Origin of the sequence: Gordonia sihwensis (assembly GCF_029632925.1) — a bacterium.
In the GTDB taxonomy this organism is placed as follows: Bacteria; Actinomycetota; Actinomycetes; order Mycobacteriales; family Mycobacteriaceae; genus Gordonia; species Gordonia sihwensis.
On sequence record NZ_CP121248.1, the window covers coordinates 2,151,924 to 2,174,119 of the forward strand.

At 68.2% G+C, this 22,196-nt stretch carries 25 protein-coding genes; 14 read left to right on the top strand and 11 right to left on the bottom strand.

The genetic code is table 11. The annotated features are described in order from the left end of the window. Positions 1-11: 11 nt before the first annotated feature. Positions 12-1,514: an MFS transporter gene (locus P5P27_RS10335; protein ID WP_278123824.1), complete on the top strand. Its 1,503-nt coding sequence runs from the start codon at positions 12-14 to the stop codon at positions 1,512-1,514. Between the two features lie 40 nt (positions 1,515-1,554). Here P5P27_RS10335 and P5P27_RS10340 read toward each other — a convergent pair whose 3' ends face one another. The 3 genes from P5P27_RS10340 to P5P27_RS10350 form a co-directional block, all read right to left on the bottom strand. Further along, the gene (locus tag P5P27_RS10340) at positions 1,555-2,550 is read right to left on the bottom strand and encodes a glutathione S-transferase family protein (protein ID WP_278123826.1); all 996 of its coding nucleotides are present in this window, start codon (positions 2,548-2,550) and stop codon (positions 1,555-1,557) included. A 26-nt stretch (positions 2,551-2,576) separates the two neighbouring features. Then, entirely contained in the window at positions 2,577-3,311 is a 735-nt protein-coding gene (locus tag P5P27_RS10345; RefSeq protein WP_006895104.1) for a hypothetical protein, read from the bottom strand. Positions 3,312-3,391: 80 nt separating this feature from the next. Further along, a complete protein-coding gene (locus P5P27_RS10350; protein WP_006895105.1) occupies positions 3,392-3,898 on the bottom strand; it encodes a M15 family metallopeptidase in 507 nt (168 codons plus the stop codon). A 127-nt stretch (positions 3,899-4,025) separates the two neighbouring features. Here P5P27_RS10350 and P5P27_RS10355 point away from each other — a divergent pair, with 127 nt between their 5' ends. After that, positions 4,026-4,559, top strand: a complete 534-nt coding sequence (locus P5P27_RS10355) for a hypothetical protein (RefSeq protein WP_222111443.1) — start codon at positions 4,026-4,028, stop codon at positions 4,557-4,559. A gap of 2 nt (positions 4,560-4,561) precedes the next feature. Here P5P27_RS10355 and P5P27_RS10360 read toward each other — a convergent pair whose 3' ends face one another. Beyond that, positions 4,562-5,692: an alkaline phosphatase family protein gene (locus tag P5P27_RS10360; protein ID WP_222111444.1), complete on the bottom strand. Its 1,131-nt coding sequence runs from the start codon at positions 5,690-5,692 to the stop codon at positions 4,562-4,564. 44 nt (positions 5,693-5,736) lie between these two features. Here P5P27_RS10360 and P5P27_RS10365 point away from each other — a divergent pair, with 44 nt between their 5' ends. Both P5P27_RS10365 and P5P27_RS10370 read left to right on the top strand, forming a co-directional pair. Further along, the gene (locus tag P5P27_RS10365) at positions 5,737-6,510 is read left to right on the top strand and encodes a uracil-DNA glycosylase (RefSeq protein ID WP_260868744.1); all 774 of its coding nucleotides are present in this window, start codon (positions 5,737-5,739) and stop codon (positions 6,508-6,510) included. Then, positions 6,507-6,818, top strand: coding sequence for a hypothetical protein (locus P5P27_RS10370; RefSeq protein WP_039866854.1), 312 nt, complete (start codon positions 6,507-6,509; stop codon positions 6,816-6,818). The genes P5P27_RS10365 and P5P27_RS10370 overlap by 4 nt, the downstream gene beginning before the upstream one ends. 3 nt (positions 6,819-6,821) lie before the next feature. Here P5P27_RS10370 and P5P27_RS10375 read toward each other — a convergent pair whose 3' ends face one another. Further along, positions 6,822-8,396 carry an ATP-dependent DNA ligase gene (locus P5P27_RS10375; protein ID WP_278123832.1) on the bottom strand — a complete coding sequence of 525 codons (1,575 nt, stop codon included), beginning with the start codon at positions 8,394-8,396 and terminating at the stop codon, positions 6,822-6,824. Positions 8,397-8,531: 135 nt separating this feature from the next. Between P5P27_RS10375 and P5P27_RS10380 the strand changes: the two genes are divergently transcribed. Genes P5P27_RS10380 through P5P27_RS10390 form a run of 3 tightly spaced genes read left to right on the top strand, consistent with a single transcriptional unit; the run spans position 8,532 to position 11,195 of the window. Next, on the top strand, positions 8,532-8,957 hold the full coding sequence (locus tag P5P27_RS10380) for an NUDIX hydrolase (RefSeq protein ID WP_045538894.1): 426 nt from the start codon (positions 8,532-8,534) through the stop codon (positions 8,955-8,957). Between the two features lie 25 nt (positions 8,958-8,982). After that, the gene (locus P5P27_RS10385) at positions 8,983-10,446 is read left to right on the top strand and encodes an ABC transporter permease subunit (RefSeq protein ID WP_222111445.1); all 1,464 of its coding nucleotides are present in this window, start codon (positions 8,983-8,985) and stop codon (positions 10,444-10,446) included. Continuing rightward, entirely contained in the window at positions 10,443-11,195 is a 753-nt protein-coding gene (locus tag P5P27_RS10390) for an amino acid ABC transporter ATP-binding protein (protein WP_006895113.1), read from the top strand. The genes P5P27_RS10385 and P5P27_RS10390 overlap by 4 nt, the downstream gene beginning before the upstream one ends. A 12-nt stretch (positions 11,196-11,207) precedes the next feature. Here P5P27_RS10390 and fdhD read toward each other — a convergent pair whose 3' ends face one another. Beyond that, on the bottom strand, positions 11,208-12,044 hold the full coding sequence (gene fdhD / locus P5P27_RS10395) for a formate dehydrogenase accessory sulfurtransferase FdhD (protein ID WP_278123836.1): 837 nt from the start codon (positions 12,042-12,044) through the stop codon (positions 11,208-11,210). A 43-nt stretch (positions 12,045-12,087) separates the two neighbouring features. Between fdhD and P5P27_RS10400 the strand changes: the two genes are divergently transcribed. Further along, positions 12,088-12,945, top strand: coding sequence for an EamA family transporter (locus P5P27_RS10400; protein ID WP_278123837.1), 858 nt, complete (start codon positions 12,088-12,090; stop codon positions 12,943-12,945). Between the two features lie 5 nt (positions 12,946-12,950). Here the strand turns inward: P5P27_RS10400 and P5P27_RS10405 are convergent, their stop codons facing one another. Further along, the gene (locus tag P5P27_RS10405; protein ID WP_101841566.1) at positions 12,951-13,388 is read right to left on the bottom strand and encodes a hypothetical protein; all 438 of its coding nucleotides are present in this window, start codon (positions 13,386-13,388) and stop codon (positions 12,951-12,953) included. A gap of 180 nt (positions 13,389-13,568) precedes the next feature. On the opposite strand from P5P27_RS10405, the gene P5P27_RS10410 reads away from it, so the two are divergent. Continuing rightward, positions 13,569-14,162: a hypothetical protein gene (locus tag P5P27_RS10410; RefSeq protein ID WP_039866858.1), complete on the top strand. Its 594-nt coding sequence runs from the start codon at positions 13,569-13,571 to the stop codon at positions 14,160-14,162. A gap of 19 nt (positions 14,163-14,181) precedes the next feature. Here P5P27_RS10410 and P5P27_RS10415 read toward each other — a convergent pair whose 3' ends face one another. Continuing rightward, a complete protein-coding gene (locus P5P27_RS10415; RefSeq protein WP_039866859.1) occupies positions 14,182-16,092 on the bottom strand; it encodes a potassium transporter Kup in 1,911 nt (636 codons plus the stop codon). 209 nt (positions 16,093-16,301) lie between these two features. Here P5P27_RS10415 and P5P27_RS10420 point away from each other — a divergent pair, with 209 nt between their 5' ends. From P5P27_RS10420 to P5P27_RS10430, 3 genes are all read left to right on the top strand, one after another. Further along, a complete protein-coding gene (locus P5P27_RS10420) occupies positions 16,302-17,336 on the top strand; it encodes an NAD-dependent epimerase/dehydratase family protein (protein ID WP_006895119.1) in 1,035 nt (344 codons plus the stop codon). A 392-nt stretch (positions 17,337-17,728) separates the two neighbouring features. Next, positions 17,729-18,331, top strand: a complete 603-nt coding sequence (locus P5P27_RS10425; protein ID WP_006895120.1) for a recombinase family protein — start codon at positions 17,729-17,731, stop codon at positions 18,329-18,331. Further along, positions 18,328-18,627 (top strand): hypothetical protein, encoded by a 300-nt coding sequence (locus P5P27_RS10430; RefSeq protein ID WP_278123841.1) that lies wholly within the window; start codon positions 18,328-18,330, stop codon positions 18,625-18,627. The genes P5P27_RS10425 and P5P27_RS10430 overlap by 4 nt, the downstream gene beginning before the upstream one ends. 16 nt (positions 18,628-18,643) lie before the next feature. On the opposite strand, the gene P5P27_RS10435 is transcribed toward P5P27_RS10430, so the two are convergent. From P5P27_RS10435 to P5P27_RS10445, 3 genes are all read right to left on the bottom strand, one after another. Beyond that, entirely contained in the window at positions 18,644-19,090 is a 447-nt protein-coding gene (locus P5P27_RS10435; RefSeq protein WP_039866911.1) for a nitroreductase/quinone reductase family protein, read from the bottom strand. 74 nt (positions 19,091-19,164) lie between these two features. Beyond that, positions 19,165-20,007 (bottom strand): 3-hydroxyacyl-CoA dehydrogenase family protein, encoded by an 843-nt coding sequence (locus P5P27_RS10440; protein ID WP_039866914.1) that lies wholly within the window; start codon positions 20,005-20,007, stop codon positions 19,165-19,167. A gap of 92 nt (positions 20,008-20,099) precedes the next feature. Further along, positions 20,100-20,984 carry an AMP-binding protein gene (locus P5P27_RS10445; RefSeq protein ID WP_006895124.1) on the bottom strand — a complete coding sequence of 295 codons (885 nt, stop codon included), beginning with the start codon at positions 20,982-20,984 and terminating at the stop codon, positions 20,100-20,102. A 1-nt stretch (position 20,985) separates the two neighbouring features. On the opposite strand from P5P27_RS10445, the gene P5P27_RS10450 reads away from it, so the two are divergent. Together P5P27_RS10450 and P5P27_RS10455 are read left to right on the top strand one after the other, a co-directional pair. Next, on the top strand, positions 20,986-21,537 hold the full coding sequence (locus tag P5P27_RS10450; protein WP_081598069.1) for a phage major capsid protein: 552 nt from the start codon (positions 20,986-20,988) through the stop codon (positions 21,535-21,537). A 91-nt stretch (positions 21,538-21,628) separates the two neighbouring features. Then, positions 21,629-22,165, top strand: a complete 537-nt coding sequence (locus P5P27_RS10455; RefSeq protein ID WP_006895126.1) for a hypothetical protein — start codon at positions 21,629-21,631, stop codon at positions 22,163-22,165. The last annotated feature ends 31 nt before the right edge of the window (positions 22,166-22,196 follow it).

A 22,196-nucleotide genomic window follows, 5' to 3' on the forward strand; every position in this document is an offset into this window, starting at 1 on the left:
AAGGCCTCTGAATGTCCTCCCCCTCCGGTACGGCGGATCCGACCGCCGACGATGTGAACCCCGCGCCCGCGCCGGCCGACGCCCCTGCCGCCGCAGCGTCGGACGAAACCGCAGGCGACCGCGGTGCGCTCGGTATCGTCATCACCCTCTGTCTGGGCGGTCTGGTCGCATCCCTGATGCAGACGCTGATCATCCCGGTTCAGCCCGAACTACCGCAACTGCTGCACACGTCCATCTCGAACGCGTCGTGGGTGATCACCGCCACGCTGCTCGGCGGCGCCGTGGCTATGCCGATCGCGGGGCGCCTCGGCGACATGTACGGCAAGCAGCGCGTGATTCTCGCCAGCGCGCTGCTACTCGTCGTCGGCTCGCTGATCTGCGCCATCGGCGGCACACTCGTTCCGATGCTGATCGGACGCGCCGTCCAAGGCATGTCGATGGGCTTCATCCCGGTCGGCATCAGCCTGATGCGGGAGGTGACGCCGCCGCGTCTGACCTCGATGGCGGTGGCCGCGATGAGCGCCACGCTCGGCGTCGGCGGCGCCATCGGACTTCCGGTGTCGGCCTGGGTCGCGCAGACCTGGGACTGGCGGGCGCTGTTCTGGGCTTCGGCGGGACTGGCATTGCTGATCACCGTCCTGGTCGTGGTCATCGTGCCGAACGTCGCCGACAGTGCCGGTGGACGACTGGACGTGATCGGCGCAGTCGGAATGGCGGTCGGTCTGTGCAGCGTCCTCATCGCCATCTCGAAGGGCAAGGACTGGGGCTGGGCGTCCGGCGCCACCCTCGGCTTCCTCGCCGCCGGCGTGGTCGTGCTCCTGGCGTGGGCGATGTTCGAGTTGCGGCACAGTGATCCGTTGGTCGATCTGCGCACGACCGCCAAGCCGACGGTGCTGCTGACGAATCTGGCGGCGATCGCCATCGGATTCGGCATGATGGCGCAGGCGATCGTGGTTCCGACGATGCTCGAGGTGCCGGATTCGGTCGGCGGCTTCGGGCAGACCATCTTGCAGACCGGTCTGTGGATGGCTCCGGGCGGCATCATGATGATGCTCTTCGCCCCGATCTCCGGCATGCTCATCAACCGTCTCGGCCCGAAGCTCACGCTCGCGATCGGCGGCGCGGTCCTCTGTGTCGGCTACCTCACCGCGTACTTCCTGATGAACGCTCCCTGGCAGCTCGCCGTGGCTTCGGTGATCGGCTCGGCCGGCGTGGGCATCGGCTACGCGGCGATGCCCACGCTCATCATGGGCGCGGTGCCGATCACCGAGGCCGGGGCGGCGGTGGGACTCAACGGCCTGATGAGGTCGGTCGGCACCACCCTGTCGTCGGCGGTGATGGCGGTGGTTCTGGCTGCGTCGACCATCGATCTCGGTGGCGGTCACCAGGTCCCGACGCACTCCGCGTTCCGCTGGTGCTTCCTCATCGGGGCGGCCGCGGCCTTCGTCGGTGTGCTCATCACGCTGGCGATTCCGCGCGCCCGGGCGCGCTCAGCGGAGCTGGCGGTGGCCTGAGGGATTGGCGTTCACCCCTCGACGACGCCGCTCGTCCCGTTCAACCGAGCGGGGCGGGCGGTGTTCCGTCTCCGAAGGGTCGGCCACCGAGCGCCTCCCTGCCGTGCGGTTCGGCCCAGTTCGACAGATCCGGACCCTTCGGCACGATCCCGGAGGGGTTGATGTCGCGATGCACCTGGTAGTAGTGCCGTTTGATGTGGTCGAAGTTCGTGCAGTCGCCGAAGCCGGGAGTCTGATAGAGATCGCGCGCGTATGCCCAGAGCACCGGCATCTCGGAGAGCTTCTCGCGATTGCACTTGAAGTGGCCGTGATACACCGGGTCGAACCGCGCGAGCGTCGTGAACAGTCGCACATCCGCCTCGGTGATGGTGTCTCCGACCAGGTATCGCTGGGTGCGCAGCCGTTCGGTGAGCCAGTCGAGCCGGGAGAAGAGTTGGTCGTAGGCGTCGTCGTAGGCTTCCTGTGAGCCGGCGAAGCCGCACCGGTACACGCCGTTGTTCACGTCACGGTAGACCACCGCGTTCACCTCGTCGATCTCGCGGCGAAGATCCTCGGGGTACAGCCGGGGCGCCCCGTCCCGGTGGAAGTCGACCCACTCGGTCTCGAAGTCGAGAGTGATCTGCGGGAAGTCGTTGGTGACCACCGCTCCGCTCGGGACATCGACGACTGCCGGGACGGTGATGCCCTTCTCATAGCCGGGGATCCGCCGGAAGTACGCGTCCTGCAGCCGCGGTATGCCCAGCACCGGATCCACCCCGCCCGGATCGAGGTCGAAGGTCCACGACCGCCAGTCGTGCGTCGGACCGCACACACCCATTGAAATCGGGTCTTCGAGACCGAGCAGCCGGCGCACGATGATCGACCGGTTCGCCCACGGACAGGCGTATGAGACGACGAGCCGGTAGCGCCCGGCCTCCACCGGGTAGCCGTCGGCGCCGTCGCGCGTGATCCGGGTCTCGATGTACCTGGTGTCTCGTTCGTACGGCTGATCTGCCTTGACGTACTTCTCGTGATCTCCCGGGCGGTTCTCAGTCATCTATCCAGCATGGCACCGAACAGGCGTCACATGCTTTCGAACGCGCGGCCGAGTTCGGCGTCGACATCGATGAACCGGGCCTTGCGGATGGCCGGCTTGTCGATCTCGGTCTCCACGAACTTCGCGATGACCCTGCGGATCTCGTCGTCCACCTGAGCCAGATTGCGAATGATCTCGCCCCGGACGTTCCGCGAGCTGACGTCGACGAACACGTCGCGCGGTCGCGGTGGGTCCACCTCTATCCGCACCTGCAGCGGCGCCGCGCACCGGACCGTCAGCGGCAGTGTCACCAGACCGTCGACGTCGTACCGGATGCGGTCGACCTTGAGATCCACCGTCAACGCGATGTGCAGCGGCAGCTTGACCGTGAAGGTGATCAGCTGCCCGAGATCACGGACGATCTCCGGTTCGGCGACGCGCACCATCGCCCGCACTTTCACCACTCCTGCCGGTCCCGACCCGATCGGGCCGACCTCGAACTCCTCGCCCGCGATCGAGGTGAACGCGCTGCCGATCCGTTCCTCGGTGACGGCGAGCTCGAAGAACCGTCGACCGAACTCCTCGTACGACAGGTATGCGGGCTCGACGTCCGCCGCGGACCCATCGTCGGTCCCGCCGGCGCCGAGCGCGGCCTCCATCGACTCGACGGCTTCGACGACATCGGCCGCGTCGGCATCGACGACGCGATCGTCCAGTTCGCCCGCCTCGGACGGTTCAGGGACGGCGTTCTCGTGGTCTGGGTTCTCCGACACGGCATTCATCCTTCCCTATTGGGCCAGAGGTTCGTAGCCGCAACCGTCCACGTGTGCACGCACATGGCACGGCGGCCGACGAGACCAGGTCAGCGGCTCGCTGCGTCGGGGAGCCTGGGCGGGCACGCCGTTCCGGGCAGCGCCGCCAGTTCGAAGTGCCACCACTCGTTGTCGTACACCCGGCACAGGCCCCAGCGGATGCCGTTGGCCTGCAGCCAACGCGCGCCCGACCGCGGTCCCACATCGACGGCCTCGCCCGTGACGTGGGTCGACTCATCGGGCGGCAGTACCCAGCGGCGCGCGGCGGCGGGACTGCCGTAGTCGGCGATGCCCTGCCGCCACAGTGCCGCCTGCTCCGCGCGCGAGCGCTTTCCGGACGTCACCGACAGCGCCACCCCGGAGGCACGCGCCTCACGGTGCGCGAGCGTGTAGGCGATCGCCAACTGCGGCGTGAGTCCGGCGGTGCCGGGGGCCAACGACACGCCGAGGAAGTTCGCCCGGGCCGTCGCCGGATCGGCATGGGCGGCCGGCGCGACCGCCGCGGATGCGGCGATCGCCAGGGCCGCCGCAGCAGCGGTCACTCGCACTCGGATCACGGGGTCGAACCTACTACGGACCCGGTCGGCATGCGAGACGTCGACCTCCGACGGACCGGCCGACACGCCGATCAGCGTGCGTATCGGGGTACTTGCCCTCGAACCCGGCAGCTGCGACGGTTGACCGATGACAGGTTCGCCGCGCCAGGCCCGTGATCGTCGTTCCTTCACTCGCCGCCCCGTCAGCGGACGCCGCCGTGTCGCCGCGGTCACCGCCGTCCTGGCGGTCGGCGCGGCGGCAGCCGTCCATCCGGCCGAGGCGTCGGCGGCGCCCGCCGCCGCCTCGGCCCTCACACCGCACAGCGTCGCCAGTGCTCCGTACGGCGCGCTGTTCTCGATGGGTGTCCCGGTGTACGAGCGCGTGAGGTTCATCCGCGAGCCGGGGGCGCACAGCCGGACGATGATCATGCAGCGGTTGCATCGTCCCACCGAAGGCAAGCGCGGCAGCGCCCGCTACGCCTTCCTCGGCGACCGGCTTCCCGAATCATTCCTGGTGAGCGAGGACTGGAGTCGAAACGGAACGCCTCAGGGCTTGGTGGTCCCGATGACCCGCAAGTCGCGCGGACGACCGCCCACCCCGAAGTATCAGTCGATCACCACCGTCACCGGACCGGTCGGCGAGCTCCGCGCGATCGGCTGGTCGCACCGCTACTCCGACTGATCTCACCGATTCGAGATCAGCGGCACCAGTTGTTCATCGTCGGTCCAGGCACCGTGATGACCGGCCATCGTCGACTCCATGGGCTCGGCGGTGGGACAGACGAGGACGCTCGTTCCTCGCGCCACCGCCAGAACGTCACCGATCCGGGACTCGATCGTCGGCACCGGAGGCGTGGGACCGAACCAGTGTTCGTCAAGCGCCTGCTCGCGGGTGACGATGCGGGCGTGCTCGCCGAGCGCCCCGGTCCATCGATCGGCCACGTCACGCACGGCGTCCGGATGGTCGGAGTAGACGTGCCGCACTCGGGCTTCGCCGGAGACCAGGCGGACATCGCGGCGCAGTTCGGGATCCGCCTCGAGGTCGACGGCCGCCCCCGCGCGAATCATGCCGTGATCGCCGGTGATCAGCAGGGTGCACGTCGGGGGCAGGTCGTCGATCAGCTGTGCGACCATTGCGTCGACCGCGCCGAGCACGGCGCGCCACTGCGCCGACTCCGGCCCGGCGACGTGCCCGTGCATGTCGAGGTCCGGGAAGTAGGCGTAGGCGAATCGGCGCCCGCGATCGGTGTGCCGGGCGAAATCGAGGAGTCCGTCGCGCACGGAGTCGAGATCTGACGCCGGGTGGAGTCGTCCGGCCGTTCGGAACGCCGCCCGCGTCAACCCCGAACGCATCTGATAGCCCGGCACCACGTAGTGGACCTCGACACCGCTCCGAGCCAGCCGCTGCACCGAACTCTCCACGGGCTGAACGTCTTCCGGCACATGTGTGGTTCTCGCATCCGGCCCTTCGGCGCTGCCGGTCCGCCAGCGCAGCGCGTTGAAGTTCTCCGGTCCGGCGGCGGAGGGCAGCGCGAAACTGTATCCGATGATCCCGTGTGTGGCACAGGGTGCTCCGATCGCCAGACTCGAGATGCTCGAGGCCGTCGTCGCGGGGAACCCGGCTGCCAACGTGGTCCGCAGGTGCGCCGTCAGAGTCGGTGCCACGTCGCCGTGCCGCCGCAGGAGTTCGGCTCCCAGTCCGTCGATCAGGAGGACGGCGATGTCACGAGCCGGGGCCACCTCGAGCCCCTCGGTCTCGGCGCCGTCGAATGCGGCGGACACCGCGGGCAGGATGTCGGCGAGGGTATGACGCATGGCTCCCACTATGCCGGGCGCGGTTCCCGACTACGGTGGAGTCCATGGCGCCGCGCCCCGAATCCGCGCCCGATCGGGCGGCCAGTGCCCGCACGTTGACCGCGTTGGACGATCTGATCGCACAGTGCCGGGCCTGTCCGCGGCTCGTCGCCTGGCGCGAAGAGGTCGCCACCGTCAAACGCGCGGCCTTTCGCGACCAGACGTACTGGGGTCGCGCCGTTCCCGGTTTCGGACCGGACGACGCACGGATCCTCGTCGTCGGGCTGGCTCCGGCCGCGCACGGCGCCAATCGCACCGGCCGGATGTTCACCGGCGACCGCAGCGGCGATTTCCTGTTCGCCGCACTGCACGCCGTCGGACTCGCGTCGGCGCCGCATGCGGTATCCGCCGACGACGGCCTGCGGCTCATCGACACCCGGATCACGTCGCCCGTGCACTGCGCTCCGCCGGCCAACAAGCCGACGCCCGATGAACGTCGCCGGTGTGCGCCATTCCTGTCGCGGGAACTGGAACTGCTGGCACCGACCGTCCGGGTGGCGATCGCTCTCGGCGGATTCGGCTGGCAGGCGCTGCTGTCGTCCCTCTCCGAGGGCGGTTGGATCGTGCCGCGTCCACGGCCGCGGTTCGGGCACGGCGTCCGCGTGGTGATCGACCATCCGGACGGCCGGCGTCTCACCGTTCTCGGATGCTTCCACGTCAGCCAGCAGAACACCTTCACCGGGCGGCTGACGCCGGAGATGCTCGAAACCGTGTTGCTGGACGCGAAGGCCGCAGCCACGCCGCCGGGCTCGACGGCACCGATAACGTCGAGGACATGACCACCGATCCCGAACCCGTCGAACTGTGCTGTCAACTCTGGGCCCGGCCCGGCCTCGCCGCCGATCTGTCGGCTTATGAAGACGAGGTCCTCGCCCTGCTACCCGATCACGGCGGGGTGCTTCTCGCTCGCGCGCTCGGTTCCGGCACCGCCGACGTTCCCGACGAGACGCAGTTGATCGGTCTGCCCGATCAGGCGGCCCTGGAGGCCTACCTCGCAGATCCGCGCCGGACGAGCCGGAGCGCCGAGCGCGATCGTGTCGTCGAGCGCACCGTGCTGTTCCCGGTCCGAGTCGTGACGCCGCACTGACGGTCACCGCATCGCGTCGGACGCCCTCGAATCGAGCAGATCGCGCAGCGCGTCGATCGTGTCCGCCTCGGCGGCGGGCTTGGCGTCGGCCCCGACGCGATAGCGTTTCACCCGCGCGAACCGCAAGGCGACCCCGCCCGGATAGCGCGATGACCGCTGCACGCCGTCGATCGCGATCTCCACCACCGTCTCCGGCCGCAGCGCGGTGACATGGCCCGCAGTGTCGACGGCGATCGTCGGAAAGTGCGCGGTCTGCCATCGCAGCAGCTCGTCCGTGAGTCCCTTGAAGGTCTTACCCACCATGACGAATCCACCGGGCGGACCGAATCGCCCCGCCGGATCCCGCGCGCCCAGATGCAGGTTCGACAGCATCCCCCGCCGCCGTCCCGATCCCTGTTCGACGGCGAGCACGACCAGATCGAAGGTGTGCACGGGCTTCACTTTGATCCAGTGACTGCCACGGCGCCCGGCCGCGTACGTCGAGTCGAGCGACTTGACCACGACCCCCTCGTCGCCGGTGCCGACCGCCGCGGCGAAGAAGTCTTCGGCGAGGTGGCAGGCGGAGGGACCGGTCACCTCGATCCCGCGGATCATCCGCTCCCCGACGATCTCGGCCAGCACCCGCCGCCGACGCCGCAGCGGTGAGTCGATCAGGCTCTCGCCGCCGGCGTAGAGCACATCGAAGAACCACGCCGACAATGCGGTGCCGCCGCCGGAGCCGAAGCGACTCATCGTCTCCTGAAACGGCCGCGCCGCACCCGAGGGATCGAGAGCGAGTGTCTCGCCGTCCAGGACGAGGTCGCCGCCGGGGAACCCGGACACCAGTTCGGCGAGTTCGGGGACCCGGGAGGTGACGTCGGCCAGACTGCGCGTGTAGACGGTGACCGCGCCGCCGACGCGATGCACCTGGATCCGGGCGCCGTCGAGTTTCGCCTCTACGGAGGCCTCCCCCGTTTCGGCGACCGCGGCCGACGCGGACTCGGCCGTGGAGGCGAGCATCGGCGAGACCGGGACTCCCGGCGTGAGGCCGACTGCGGTGAGGTCGGATCCCGCACACGCCTGACGGACAGTGGTACCGAGGTCCCCGGAGAGCATCGCCGCCCGGCGCACCACTGCGGTCGGCAGACCGGACGCGATCGCGGCCGCATCGGTGACCACGCTCTCGAGCGCACCCGTCCGCATCTCGGCGGTGAGCACCCGGATCAGATAGTCCTGTTCGTCGGCGGTCGCACGCGACATCAGGGCGTGCAGTGCCTCCGCCCGGGTGCGCACCGCACCGGGACCGCGTGTGTTCGCCAGCGTCGTGAACGCCGCGTCCACATCGCTCACGGTGAGCGACGGGGTCGCCGCCGGTTCGGTGCGAGCGGCATGAGCGGCACGCCGGCCGACTCCGAGCCGGCCTTGACGCGGGCGGCCCAGCAACAGTCCGACGGACGCTGGAATCTCATCGGCCGACAGCGCTCGGAAAAGATCGGCGATCCGCTGTGTCTTGGCGTTGCGAGACCTCGTGGCGGTCACGTCCACGGCCGTCTGCACGACGGCGTCGAGTCCTGTGCGTTGCTGTCGCCGTGCGGTCACTCCACCGAGGATAGTGGGGCGCGCCCGCCCGCGGAGGTGTCGCGCACCGTCAGAACAACGGACCGGCGTTGCGACGAGCAACCCGCTGTGACGCGGAGACATCCGCACGACCACGCGGAGATCTACGGTGTGAGGATGGATCCAGTGCTGGCCGCGGGCGCGGTCATCGTCGACGACGGCGGACGAATACTGATGGTCAAACGCGGTCACGCACCGGAGAAGGGACGTTGGTCGGTACCGGGCGGACATGTCGAGGCCGGCGAGACCCTCGCCGAGGCTGCCGCACGTGAGGTCCGGGAGGAGACCGGCCTCGAGGCGGTGATCGGCAGGGAACTCTGGTGCGCGATCATCGATTACAGCGACGCGGAGACCTTCGAGATCCACGACTTCGCCGCGACGGTGATCGGCGGCGAGCTGCGCGCGGGCGACGACGCCGAGGACGCACGATGGATGACCGCTGACGAACTCGAACGTGCACCGCTCGTCGGCCGGCTCCGCGCGCATCTGCGTGCCGCCGGAATCCCACCCTCGGACCAGGTGGCGCCAAAGGGTCCCATCTGATCGGCCGGCGGGGTTTACTCCCCCTATGAGCCTCCGACCGCGAGCCCCGGCGCTGCTACTGGCAGTGCTGATCGCGGCAGTGGCAGTGGTGGGCGGATGCGGCGGTCCCGACGGTGGGCGTAGCGGCGAAGGCGTGCTCCGAGTGGGAACCGAGGGCACCTATGCGCCGTTCAGCTTCCACGACCCCGCGACCGGTCGACTCTCCGGCTACGACGTCGACGTGGCCGAGACCGTCGCGCATCAGATGGGCATGCGGGCCGAGTTCGTGGAGGCTCCCTGGGACTCGCTGTTCGCAGCACTCGGCGCGGATCGATTCGACGTGGTCGCCAATCAGGTCACGATCACTCCGGAGCGGCGAGCCGAGTACGCGTTGTCCAGCCCGTACGCCGTCGGCGAAGGGGTGGTCGTGACACGGGCGGACGACTCGTCGATCCGGTCGTTGAACGATCTGAGGGGCCGCACCGTCGCCCAGACGGCGACGAGCAACTGGACTCAAGTCGCTCGCGACGCGGGTGCACAGGTGCAGACCGTCGAGGGTTTCACCCAGGCGATCACACTGCTTCGGCAGGGCCGGGTCGACGCGACGGTCAACGACAGCATCGCCGTGTACGCGTATTTCGCCGAGACCGGCGACTCGTCGGTCACGATCTCGGCCAAGACCGGGCAGACGAGCGACCAGGCCTTCGCCGCCGCCAAGGGCAGTCCGCTGATACCGAAGATCGACCACGCGCTCGACCGTCTGCGGGCCGACGGCACGCTCACGGCGATCTCAGAGAAGTACCTCAAAGCCGATGCCAGCGGCAGCGGCCCGCGGGCACAGCCGCCGGAGAGCACCTGGGAGTTGATCGGGAGAAACCTCTGGCCGATGGCGGAAGCCACGCTCACCACCACCATCCCGCTCGCGGCGGTGAGCTTCGTGATCGGCCTGGCGATCGCGCTCGTCGTGGCACTCGCCCGGCTCGCGGAGAACCCGATTCTCTCGCGACTCGCGCGGATCTACGTCTCGATCATCCGGGGCACCCCGCTGTTGGTCCAGCTGTTCATCATCTTCTACGCGCTGCCCGAGCTCGGATTCAAAGTGCCGCCGCTGCCTGCCGCCGCGATCGCTTTCTCGCTCAACGTCGGCGGGTACGCCGCCGAGATCATCCGCAGCGCGATCATGTCGGTTCCCAAGGGCCAGCGCGAGGCCGCCGCGACCATCGGCATGAACTACGCGACCACGATGCGCCGCATCGTGCTCCCGCAAGCGGCGCGGATCGCGGTTCCCGGTCTGTCGAACACGCTCATCTCACTGGTGAAGGACACCTCACTCGCCTCCACGATCCTGGTGACGGAGCTCCTGCGCGTCGCGCAGATAGCCGCCGCGCCCACCTTCGAGTTCTTCGCCCTGTACATGACCGCCGCGGTCTACTACTGGATCGTGTGCCTCGTGCTGTCGATGCTGCAGGGCGTCCTCGAGACCCGTCTCGGAAGGTTCATCCCGACATGACCGCACTCATCCAGGTCGATGGTCTGACGAAGGCCTTCGGTGACAACGAAGTGCTGCGCGGCATCGAGTTCAGCGTCGACTCCGGGTCGGTCACCGCGGTGATCGGCCCCTCCGGATCGGGCAAGACCACCCTTCTGCGGTCGCTCAATGCGCTCGACGTACCGGACACCGGTGTGATCCGGGTGGCCGACGTGACGATCGATTTCGCCGGCGACTACGCCAAGTCCGACATCGCCCGCTATCGGAGCCAGAGCGGATTCGTCTTTCAGAACCACAACCTGTTCCCCCACAAGACGGTCTTGGAGAACGTCATCGAGGGACCGGTGGTGGTGCAGCGACGGCCAGTGGCTGACGCGACCGCGGATGCGCAGCGGTTGCTCGACAGCGTCGGCCTGGGCGACCGCGCCGACGACTACCCGGCTCAACTGTCCGGCGGTCAGCAGCAGCGGGTGGGGATCGTGCGCGCCGTCGCGATGAATCCGAAGGTGCTGCTGCTCGACGAGCCGACGTCGGCACTCGACCCGGAACTGGTCGGCGAGGTCCTGCGGGTGATCCGCGACCTCGCGGCACAGAACTGGACCATGGTCGTGGTCACGCATGAGATCTCGTTCGCCCGCCAGGTGTCCGACCAAGTGTTGTTCGTCGACGGCGGCGTGATCGTGGAGCGCGGCGCACCGGAGCAGGTCATCGGCGCTCCCGAGCACGAGCGGACAGCTGCCTTTCTGCGTCGTCTCACCGACCCGATCTAGATCCGGCAGCGGTCAGGCCGGCGCCACCCGAGCGGCGCCGGTGTACACGTTCATCGAATCGCCGCGGAGAAAGCCGATGAGCGTGAGTCCCGACCGCTCGGCGAGTTCGGCGGCCAGCGAGGACGGCGCCGACACCGCCGTGAGCATCGGGATGCCGGCCATCACCGCCTTCTGCACCAGTTCGAAGCTCGCCCGGCCCGACACCTGCAGAATGGTTCCGCGCAGCGGCAGCCGGTCGCGTGTCAGCGCCCACCCGATCACCTTGTCGACGGCGTTGTGCCTGCCGACGTCCTCTCGCAGGGTCAGCAACTCACCCGACTCGGCGTCGAACAGCGCCGCCGCGTGCAGTCCGCCGGTGCTGTCGAAGGCTCGCTGTCCGGCGCGCAGACGTTCCGGCAGTTCGACGAGCAGCGACGGTCGCACCGTCGTCTCGTCTCCGCGCAGGTCGAACGCCGACGAGGTCTCCACCGCGTCGATGCTCGTCTTGCCGCAGATTCCGCATGCGCTGGTGGTCAGGAAGTCGCGCGCGGTGGCCGGTCCGGGCGGCGGGGTGTCCGCGGAGAGTGCGATGTCGAGCACGTTGTACGTGTTCTCCGTGCCGCCGGTGCCCGGCCCGCCGCAGTGGATCGCGGCCCGGAACTGCTCGGCACGGGTGATGACCCCTTCGGAGACGAGGAATCCCGCCGCGAGTTCGACGTCGGTGCCCGGTGTCCGCATCGTCACCGCCAGCGGCAGTCCGCCGATCCGGATCTCGAGTGGTTCCTCCACCGCGAGTCGGTCGGGACGACGCCGCGGCTCGTGTCCGATCCGCACCTTCGTCACCGGCCATCGGGCGGTAATCCTTCCCACCTCCGCCAGGGTATCCGCTGGGCCGGCCGATAGAGTCCCCACCGTGCAGACCCGTCCCGATCCCCTGCCTCGTGTGCCGCCGAGCGCGCTGGTGGTCGCTGCGGTGTTCAGCGTCCAGTTCGGCAACGCGATCGTCGGTTCGCTGTTCGACCGGGTGGGACCGTTCGGCGCCGCCGCCCTGCGACTCGGGTGCGGCGCGCTGATCCTGGCCCTTCTCGTCCGGCCACGGGTGCTGAGCTGGCCGCGGCGCACGTGGCTCGGCGTGCTGCTGCTGGGTCTGGGCCTGGGCGGAATGAACCTGTTCATCTATCTGGCGATCGATCGCGTTCCGCTCGGCGTCGCGGTTACCGTCGAGCTGATGGGACCGTTGGCCGTCGCCGCCGCGGGCAGCCGGCGCCTGATCGACGCCCTGTGGGTCGCACTCGCCGCGCTCGGGATAGCGATGCTCGGCGTGCACGGCGGCGCTGCCTTCGATGTTCGGGGAGCAGGATTCGCGGCGATGGCCGCCCTCTGCTGGGCCGTCTACGTCGTGGCCTCGGCCCGACTGGGAACCCGGGTGCACGGCGTCGACGGCCTGTCGGCGGCCATGCTGGTCGCGGCTGGGGTGATCGTCCCGATCGGACTGTTCCAAGCGGCGCCCGCGGTCGCCGACGACCCGGGCCTGCTCGCGGCGTTCGGCGGCGTGGCCGTGCTGACCTCAGTGATCCCCTACGCCCTGGAGTTCACCGCACTCAAACGGATGTCGACGCGTGTGTTCGGCGTGCTGTCGAGTCTGGGCCCCGCGGTGGCCGCTCTCGCCGGCTTCGTGGTTCTGGACCAGTCGCTGGACTCACGTCAGCTCGTCGCCATCGCACTCGTCGTCACGGCGAGCGCGGGCGTTGTCCTCACAGCCGCGCGGTGAGTGTCTCAGCGGGATGTGGTGACGGCCGAAGCGTCACGATTGAGCCGCAGCACCAGCGCGACGATCAGCGGCAGCTGACACGCTGCGTAGATGATGTGGAAGACGTAGTGCACGTTGGGATTCTGCGGCGCTGAGACTGCGTTGCTCTGCGGTATGAGGCCGATCAGTGATGCGACCACCAGGATCCACGCCCAGATCAAGAGCAGCCAGCTCGACGCGGCACGAGCTCGTGGAACGAAGCCCAGCAGTCCGAGACCGAGGTAGACCGCGGTCGGAAACATGTTGGTGACGCTGAGCAGAGGCGTGGCCGGCATGTCGACGCGGTCGTGAATGAGCACCCCCGCCAGCGCGACGGCGGCGAATGCCAGGACGAGCACGTCGTCGCGCCTCGCGATGCGCCGATCCACCTGCGCCGACTTCGCTGTCCGCGTCCGCACCGCCACAAGAACCCACCTTCACTCCCTGCAGTGATGCCGATCCCTCGACCGCACTGGAGACTTCACCCCAAGGACAAGGTAAGTGCATGAGAGCGGCAGAAATCTAGGGACCAAAGTAATCAGCCGGCGAGGAAATGTCGGGACATTCGGATTGCTCGACCGCTTTGCGCACTGTTCAATGTCCTCGTGTCATTTGAACGTACGACAAGAATCAGAATCGTCGCGATCATCGCAGCCGTCGGATCACTCCTCGGTTCGCCCGCCACCGCGTCGGCCGCGCCGGCGCGCACGTGCGTCGTCGATCCGGGGAACGCCACGCGAACGGTCACCTCCCTGATGGAACACTGCACCGCCGAGGAGATCCTCGGGTTGTTCGCCGATGCGCCGCTGGGCGTTCGTCCCCTCGGGAAGAAGAAGCTCTCCCTGCTCCCGGTGTTCCAGCTTCGGGGCCGGACACTGCCCCATGAGGCGGGGAAGACCCTCACTCGCACCCAGAGCGTCCTCGGGGACGCATTGACCTTCACCGAACGGGGCGGGCGCCCCTGGGTGTACAAGAACTACGTCTGGGGCACCGACGCCGGAGCCGAGGTGGTTCCCGCCGTCTCGCGCGTCGACGGTCGGCCGGTCTACGCCGCGGACTTCTCGGCTGATTTCCTCGGTGAGCCGGTCAGCCTCCATGAGTACCGTCAGCTCACGCCGGGTGTGTGGATCGCCCGCGACATCGGCGGCGGCAGCGGCCCCACCTCGACGCCGACGGGCGGGGTCATCGCGCTGAGCTGACCGGCCGAGGCCGCCTGCGTCACACCGGGATCCGTGCCCCCATCACGACGAGTTGCTCGCGCGGAAGCCGGAAGTAGTCACTCGCGTCCGACGACACGTGCGAACTCGCCAGAAACACTCGCTTGCGCCAGCCCGCCAGGCCCGGTTCGTCACTCAGACGCAACTCCACAGTCGACAGGAAGTACGTCACTGCCGCGGGGTCCACACCCACCGGAAGGTCACGTATCGCACCGAGAGTCGCCGGGATGTCCGGCGGCTCGGCATACCCGAAGCGGACGACGACGGCGCTGATCCCCTCGTCGTCGGCACCGAGGTCGATTCTGCGGACCCGCGCCGCAGGATCGACGCGGGGCGCGGTAGCGACCTCCACCGACACGAAGAGGACCTGCCGGTGCCGGACACGGTTGTGATCGACGTTCGCCCGGAACGCGAGCGGTGCGCTGGCCGGGTCGCGATTGAGGAAGACCGCCGTGCCGTCCACCACGTCGACCTCGCGCTCCCCCGACCGCAGCGATTGGAGGAACTCGTCGACGGGGCCCTCGAGCAGCGATCGACGAGCCGCTACCAGCAGGCGACCGCGCCGCCACGTCGTCATGATCGCGAAAGCCGCGAGAGCGATGACCAACGGCAGCCACGCCCCGTGGACGAACTTGGTGATGTTCGCCGCGAAGAACAGCAAGTCGACGGTCAACAGTGCGGCCGCGGCGGGCGCCAGCAGCCACCACGGGATCCGCCAACGGTGCCGTGCGACGACGAAGAACAGGATCGTGGTGATCGCGATGGTCCCGGTGACCGCCATGCCGTACGCGTAGGCGAGGGCGTCGGAACTGCGGAATGCGAACACCAGGGTGATCACCGAGACCATCAGGAACCAATTGAGCCACGGAACGTACACCTGCCCGTACTCGCGGTCGGAGGTGTGCACCAGGCGTAGACGAGGCATGTAGCCGAGACGAGCCGCCTGCGAGGCGACGGAGAACGCACCGGAGATCACCGCTTGCGCCGCGATCACCGTCGCCATCGTCGTCAGCATCACGAGCGGGATCTGCCCCCACTGCGGGCTCAGCAGGAAGAACGGCGCGCTCAGATTGCGGACGTCGTGAAGCACCAGGGCGCCCTGACCGAGGTAGCAGAGTGTCAGGGCCGGCGCGACGATCAGGATCCATGCGGTGGAGATGGGTCTGCGCCCGAAATGGCCCATGTCGGCGTAGAGCGCCTCGGCCCCGGTCACGGCGAGCACGATCGCGGCCAGCGCGAAGAACGCGACGTGGAAATGACCGGCGACGAAACCGACCGCGTAGGTCGGCGACAGTGCGCGCAGGATGCCGGGTTCGGCTGTGATTCCGTGTATTCCGAGCACCGAGATGACGACGAACCACGCCGCCATCACCGGCCCGAAGTAGCGACCCACGCCGCCGCTGCCGAACCGCTGGGCGAGGAACAGCACGAAGACGATCAATGCGGTCAGCGGGACCACCCAGGAATGCAGCTCCGGATCGACCACTTTGAGGCCCTCGACGGCCGACAGCACCGAGATCGCGGGGGTGATGATGCTGTCCCCGAGGAAGAGTGCGGCTCCGAGGATGCCGAGTGCGGAGAGCACGATGAACGTCCGCGGATCGATCTGTTCCACCCACCGTTTCAGGAGGGTCATCAAAGCGAGAATCCCGCCTTCGCCGTCGTTGTCCGCGCGCATGGCGAGCAGCACATACGTGAGGGTCACGATGATCATCACCGACCAGAAGATCAGCGAGACCACGCCGTAGACGTTGTCGGACGTCGGCGCGATCGGGTGCGGGTCCCTCGGGTCGAAGACCGTCTGAACGGTGTAGATCGGACTCGTCCCCAGGTCTCCGAACACCACGCCGAGTGCACCGACGACCATCGCCGCTCGCAGCGGTCGCACCGCGCGCACTGCCTGTTCAGACATTCCTCGGACAGTACCCCGGACCGCGCGCAGACGGGGCCGGTAACGGCACGTGCGAACCCCCGGCGCGGACGACAAATCCGCGACACCCTTGCGCGGCGGTGAGCGGGCCAGATAGCCTCGTGCGAATTAGAACGTGTTCTAGTCTGCTGGGACGGGGCACGCCAGATCACCGGGCACTGTGGTCTGTCACGTCGGGAATGAGGATGCACATGAAGGTCGCCGTCACCGGAGCTGCTGGATTCGTCGGAACCAACCTGGTCAACCAGCTCGTCGCCGACGGGCACGACGTCGTCGCCATCGACCGGGTGTCGCCGGCGCACGGCCTCGATCACCCGCAGGTGACCTGGACTGCCGCCGACATCTTCGACCACGACGCACTCGTCGCCGCGTTCGACGGCGTCGACACCGTGTATCACCTCGTCGCGATGATCACCCTCAAACAGCAGGACGAACTCGCCTGGCGAGTGAATACACAGGGCGTTGCATCCACCGCTCGAGCCGCGCTCGCCGCCGGTGTGCGACGCTTCGTCCACTGCAGCTCGATTCACTCCTTCGACCAGTACACCGACAACGGGATCGTCGATGAGAACTCCGCGCGCTCGGAGAATCCCGCGCTCCCGGTGTACGACCGATCGAAATGGGCGGGCGAGCAGGAACTGCGCAAGGTGATCGCGGACGGGCTCGACGCCGTGATCTGCAACCCGACCGGTGTGTACGGTCCCGTCGACCACGGACTCTCACGCATCAACGGCATGTTGCGCGACGCGGCGCAGGGCAGAGTCCCCCTGTTCGTCGAGGGCAACTTCGATCTTGTCGACGTCCGTGACGTGGCCAAGGGCCTCACCCTCGCCGCCGCGCACGGCGCCACCGGCGAGAACTACCTGCTCGGCGGTGAACAGGTCTGCCTCTTCGAGGCCATGCGCGCCGTCGCAGAGCTCTGCGGGCGATTCCGCCCGCTGTTCGCCGTACCGCTGCGTCTGCTGAACGTGGTGGTCCCCATCGCCGAACCGATCAGCCATCTGTTCGGCTCCGACCTCGTCTCGCGTGCGTCCATCGCGGCGCTGGTCGCCCAACCCGTCGTCGACATCAGCAAGGCACGGACACAGCTCGGCTACGAGCCGCGGCCGTCCGCGGACACTCTCGCCGACCTCGTCTCCTTCCTGTGCGACTCGAAGCAGATGGGTTCCGCGCGCCCCCGGTCGGGCCGCGCGTTCGAGTCGGTCCTCCCCACCCCGGTCGGCTGACCCCGCCCCAGCCCCTCCAAGAACTCCCGCGCTGCTCGTCTCGCCCCCCACCCGGGCGAGGCGAGCAGCGTTTTCGCATCTCACCATTATGCGACAGTCGCAAAATTATTATTGCGACGAGGTCTGGTGAGCGAGCGATCCCGCCGGGCTGATCTTCAGGCTTACTGCGAGCGACCCCGCGAGGCCCAATCTTCGCGCTCACTGAGCGAGCGCGACCCAGTCAGGCCTCATATTCAGGCTTATTGAGCGAGCGCAGCGAGTCGAAATGAACCACCACCACCGCAGGAACGACCCCGCCCCCACTGCGCTCGCTCGACCAGGCTGAGCGGACCACTCGAATTCGGGAGTGTCGCAAAACCAAGACCCGCCCCTTTTGCGATACATTGTGAGACATGAGAGACGATGAGGCCGTCGGCGCCGGGTACCGACTCGGCTATGCACGCGCGCCCGGAGGGTCTCAGCGACTCGAGGCACAGATCGATACGCTCACCGATGCCGGCGTAGAACCGTCGCGGATCTACAGCGACAGGTCCGGCGCCGGCACCCCCTCCTCCGAGCGCCCCGGCTGGGCAGCGCTGCTCGACTACGCGAGGCCCGGAGACACCGCCGTCGTCGTCGGCGTCGACCGACTGGGCCGCACCGCACGCGAAGTGCTCTCGAGTGCGCGCGAACTCACTCGGCGGCGGATCGGACTGCAGTCGCTGCGCGAGGGAGTCGATACCGCGGACCCCGCCGGAGCGATGATCGTCGGCGTCCTGGCGTCCCTCGCCGAGCTCGACGACGAGGAGCCGACATCGGAACACCGTCGGTCTCCGCATCGGCGCTCCCACGCCGCTTCCGGCGTCGGCCGGCCCCGCGCGCTGGACGAGACCCAAGCCGCCGCCGCCGAGCGCATGCGTGCCGCCGGCCATCCCGTACCCGCGATAGCCGCCGAACTCGGAGTCAGCCGAGCCACCCTGTACCGAACCCTCGCTGAAAGACGAACCCGCCGATGACCGCTCACTCCGCCGACCCTCAGACGACCGCGCCGCTCAGCGGTCACGCCACCGTGACGCGTCTGCCGACGTCGTATCCGCTCGTCGATCCGGAACTCGACGCATGCCTCGATCCGGACCTCTTCCAGCAGGGGTTCGACGAGTCGCTCGCCTACCTGTCGAGCCTTCCGCCGACGTGGGCGCGGCACCACGCGGCGTCAGTTCTCGAGAACGGCACCGACCCCGACGACGACCTGAGCTATCAGCGCGGTTACCGCGCCGGCCTCTACGGATTCCTTCGCCACGGCACCACCTGACACCCTCGCGTCGGTCTTACCTGCCGCGCGGCGTGAGAATGACCACGGGGATGTCCCGATCGGTCTTGCGCTGGTAGCCCTCGTAGCCGGGGTTGATCTTCACGATCGACGGCCACAGCCGCGACTTCTCCTCGGCGCTCGCCCGTCGCGCGGTCCATGAGGTCGTCGTACCGTCGACAGTCACCTCCACGTCGGGGTTCGCTGCAAGGTTCTTGTACCAGTCGGGGTGGTCGGAGTGTCCGCCCTTCGAGGCGACGACCACGATCTGATCGGCCGAGTAGATCGGTGCCGTGAGCATCGTCGACCGGCGCTGCCCCGACTTCCTTCCGATCGTGTGAAGCTCAAGAGTCTGCATCCCCAGCATGCGCTTCGGGAAGCGCCCGCCGGTGATCGCCAGGAGCGCACGATGACCGTTCTCCAGAACCCAGGCACCGGCGGACGCGATCGTGTCAGAGAGCTTCATGCGGCCCATTGTGCCGGAACGGCGCGTTCAGCGCCCTCGGCAGTCATGGATGACCGCTCAACCGACCGAACAGCTCACCATTCGTAGAATCCCTGCCCAGTCTTGCGGCCGAGATGCCCGGCTGCCACCTTGTCACGGAGGATCGCGGGCGGCTCGAACCTCGGTCCGATCTCCTTGGCGAGATGCTCGGCGATGGCGAGACGGACGTCGAGTCCGACGATGTCCGTAGTGCGCAAGGGTCCGGTGGGATGCTTGTAGCCGAGGGTCATCGCCGTGTCGATGTCCGCCGCGGAGGCGACACCTTCCTCCACCATCCGCATCGCCTCGAGTGCGATCGCCACTCCGAGCCGCGACGAAGCGAACCCCGGCGAGTCCGTGACGGTGATACCGGTCTTCCCGATGTCGCGCACCCACTGCTGAGCATCGGCGACCAGTGTCTCGGACGTCTTCGTGCCGACGACGATCTCGACGAGGTCGCTGGCCGGCACCGGGTTGAAGAAGTGCAGACCGATGAACTTCTCCGGTGAGGTGAGTGAATCGGCCAGACCGTCGATCGACAGCGAACTGGTGTTGGTCGCCACGACGGCGAGCGGAGCGGTCTTCTCTATGCGCGCCAGGACCTCCGCTTTGACCTCGACCATCTCCGGCACCGCCTCGATGACCAGTCCGCATTCGGCGAGGTTCTCAGCGCCGGTGGTGACGTCGGCTCGGCGAAGTACGTCGTCGACGGAATCGGCGAGCACGCCCCTCTCCGCCGCTTTGGTCAGACTCGAAGCGATCCGATCGCGAGCGCGGTCGGCGGCGGAGTCGTCCGCTTCGATCACCGTGACCGCGGTGCCGGAACACAGGAAGGCGTGCGCGATCCCGGCTCCCATCCGTCCGCCTCCGTACACCCCGACCCTGGTGGGCAAGCTCATCTTCGTCTCCGTCTCTTGCATGGTCTGGTCCGGCCTGCGGGAGTTCCGCAGCACCTCGATGTAGTCGTCGATACATGACATGGCGCGTCGATTCAGCCCGCGCCACCGACTCCGTCAGTCAGCGATTCCCGCAGTCGGAACTTCTGAATCTTGCCGCTGGGCGTGATCGGCAATTCACCGCGCGTGACAATACGTTCGGGGAGGTAGTGCTTCGAGAGCCCTTGCGCGAGAAGGTATTCCGACAGCCCTGCGAGCGTGCGCGCGGGCCGGCCGTCCTTCATCACGAGCACCGCGCAGACACGTTCACCGAGCCGTTCGTCGGGAATGCCGATGACGGCCGTGTTCAACACGTCGGGGTGGTCGAAGATCAACGACTCGATGTCGGTCACCGGGATGTTCTCGCCGCCCCGGATGACGATGTCCTTGCTCCGTCCCGACAGGGAGATCCAGCCGTGTTCGTCGATGCCGGCTCGGTCGCCGGTCGAGAACCACAGTCCCGGGCGATAGTCTCGCGATGTGGCATCGGGTCGGTCGAAGTAACCGTAGACCACACCGGGGCTCCGCATCAGGAGGTCGCCGACCACTCCGGCCGGGCACTCGTTGCCGTCGACGTCGACCACGCGCATCTCCGAGCCCTCGAAGACCGACCCGTCGGTGCGCAGAATGGCGTCCGACTCCTTCGGCGTACACGAGACGAGGATGCTGCACTCGGTCATCCCCCAGGCGGGAGCCACGTAGGCGCCGAGAGCCTCCGCGGCTTGGACCGGCAGATTCCGCGGTACCGACGATCCCGCGATCACCAGGCACGAGAGCGGGTTGTCCGCATCGCCGGCGAGATCGGTGCGCATCATGTCCTGCAGGAACGTGGGTGCGCCGAAGAAGGTGGTCACCCCTTCCTCCCGGATCACCTGCACGCCCCAGTCCGGATCCCATCGGTCGACGTGCACGGCGGTCCCGCCGAGAACGACGGTGAACACGATGCCGGCGCCACGAGCTCGCCGCCGGTCTTGTACAGTTCTCGTCTACGGCCTGGACAAGGCCCTGGAGGTCGAGGTGATCGGCGGAGACGGCACCGGCGCCCACCTGACCGGACTCCTCAACACCAGCGGCGTGCAGATCCAGGCGTTCGCCACCAACGCCCTGACGTCCATCCGTAAGGCCATCACGGCCCAGGAAACCCTCGGCTACGAGCCGAGCGTCCTGTTCATCTCCCCGGCCGATTGGGAGGCCGTGGAACTCCTGGCCACCTCGGACGACGCCATCGCATTCCGAGTCGTCCCGATTGACCTCATGGAACGTGAGCTGTGGGGACTCCGCGCGGTCCTGACCACCGCGCTCCCGGCAAAGACAGCCGTGGTCCTGGACCCGTCGGCAGTGAGCGTGGACGTCGTGGGCGCGGCCGTCGATATCGAGTGGGACACCTCGGGCGAACTGTTCGAGCGCAACCAGACCCGCGTCCGTGTCGAGGGCCGGTTCGGCGTGAGCGTCTACCGCCCCGAGGCCATCGTCAAGGTCGGCACCGCCGCCTGACAATGACCCTCTGACTCCGAGGCCCAGGTTCCGCACTCCGCCGCGCGGCGCCTGGGCCTCGGTTCCGTTTCAACACAAGGAGATTCACGCCGTGGGCATCATGGACCATATCCCGCACTTCGGCATGGAGTGGAGCGGATCACGAGTCACCTGGCTGGCGAAGAACCTACCGTTCGTTGGGGACGTCGATCTCAGTTCCGCTGGCATCTCCCCGTTCCGCGATGGCGGCCAGATTCCGAACTTCCGCAACGGGGGCCAGATCCCCGACGACCGAGCCGCCCGGCCCCAAGTCTCACTAGCCCGTCTCCACCGCCAACACGGCACCAGCGGAGAGCGCGCGACGTCTGCGCAGCGAGCCGGCGGAGCACTCCCGACCAACCGCGCCCAGGCCACGGAGGCCAACATGGCCGCCCGCCGGCGCCAGGGCGGGGCGTCGGCACCGACCCGACGCCGGCCGAACCCACCACGAGCTCCACGGCACTCCGCCGGCCAGCACACCGGCATCGGCGCCGACATGGCCGCCCTCACTCCGGCATCGGCCGGACTCAGCGGAGGCGGACCCGTCGGACTCCACGCCGTCACCGGCGCGCGGCGCCAGAAACACGAGTTCTGTCCCGGCGTGGCCTGACCGTCATGCGCGGCCGGGATCACCACGCCTG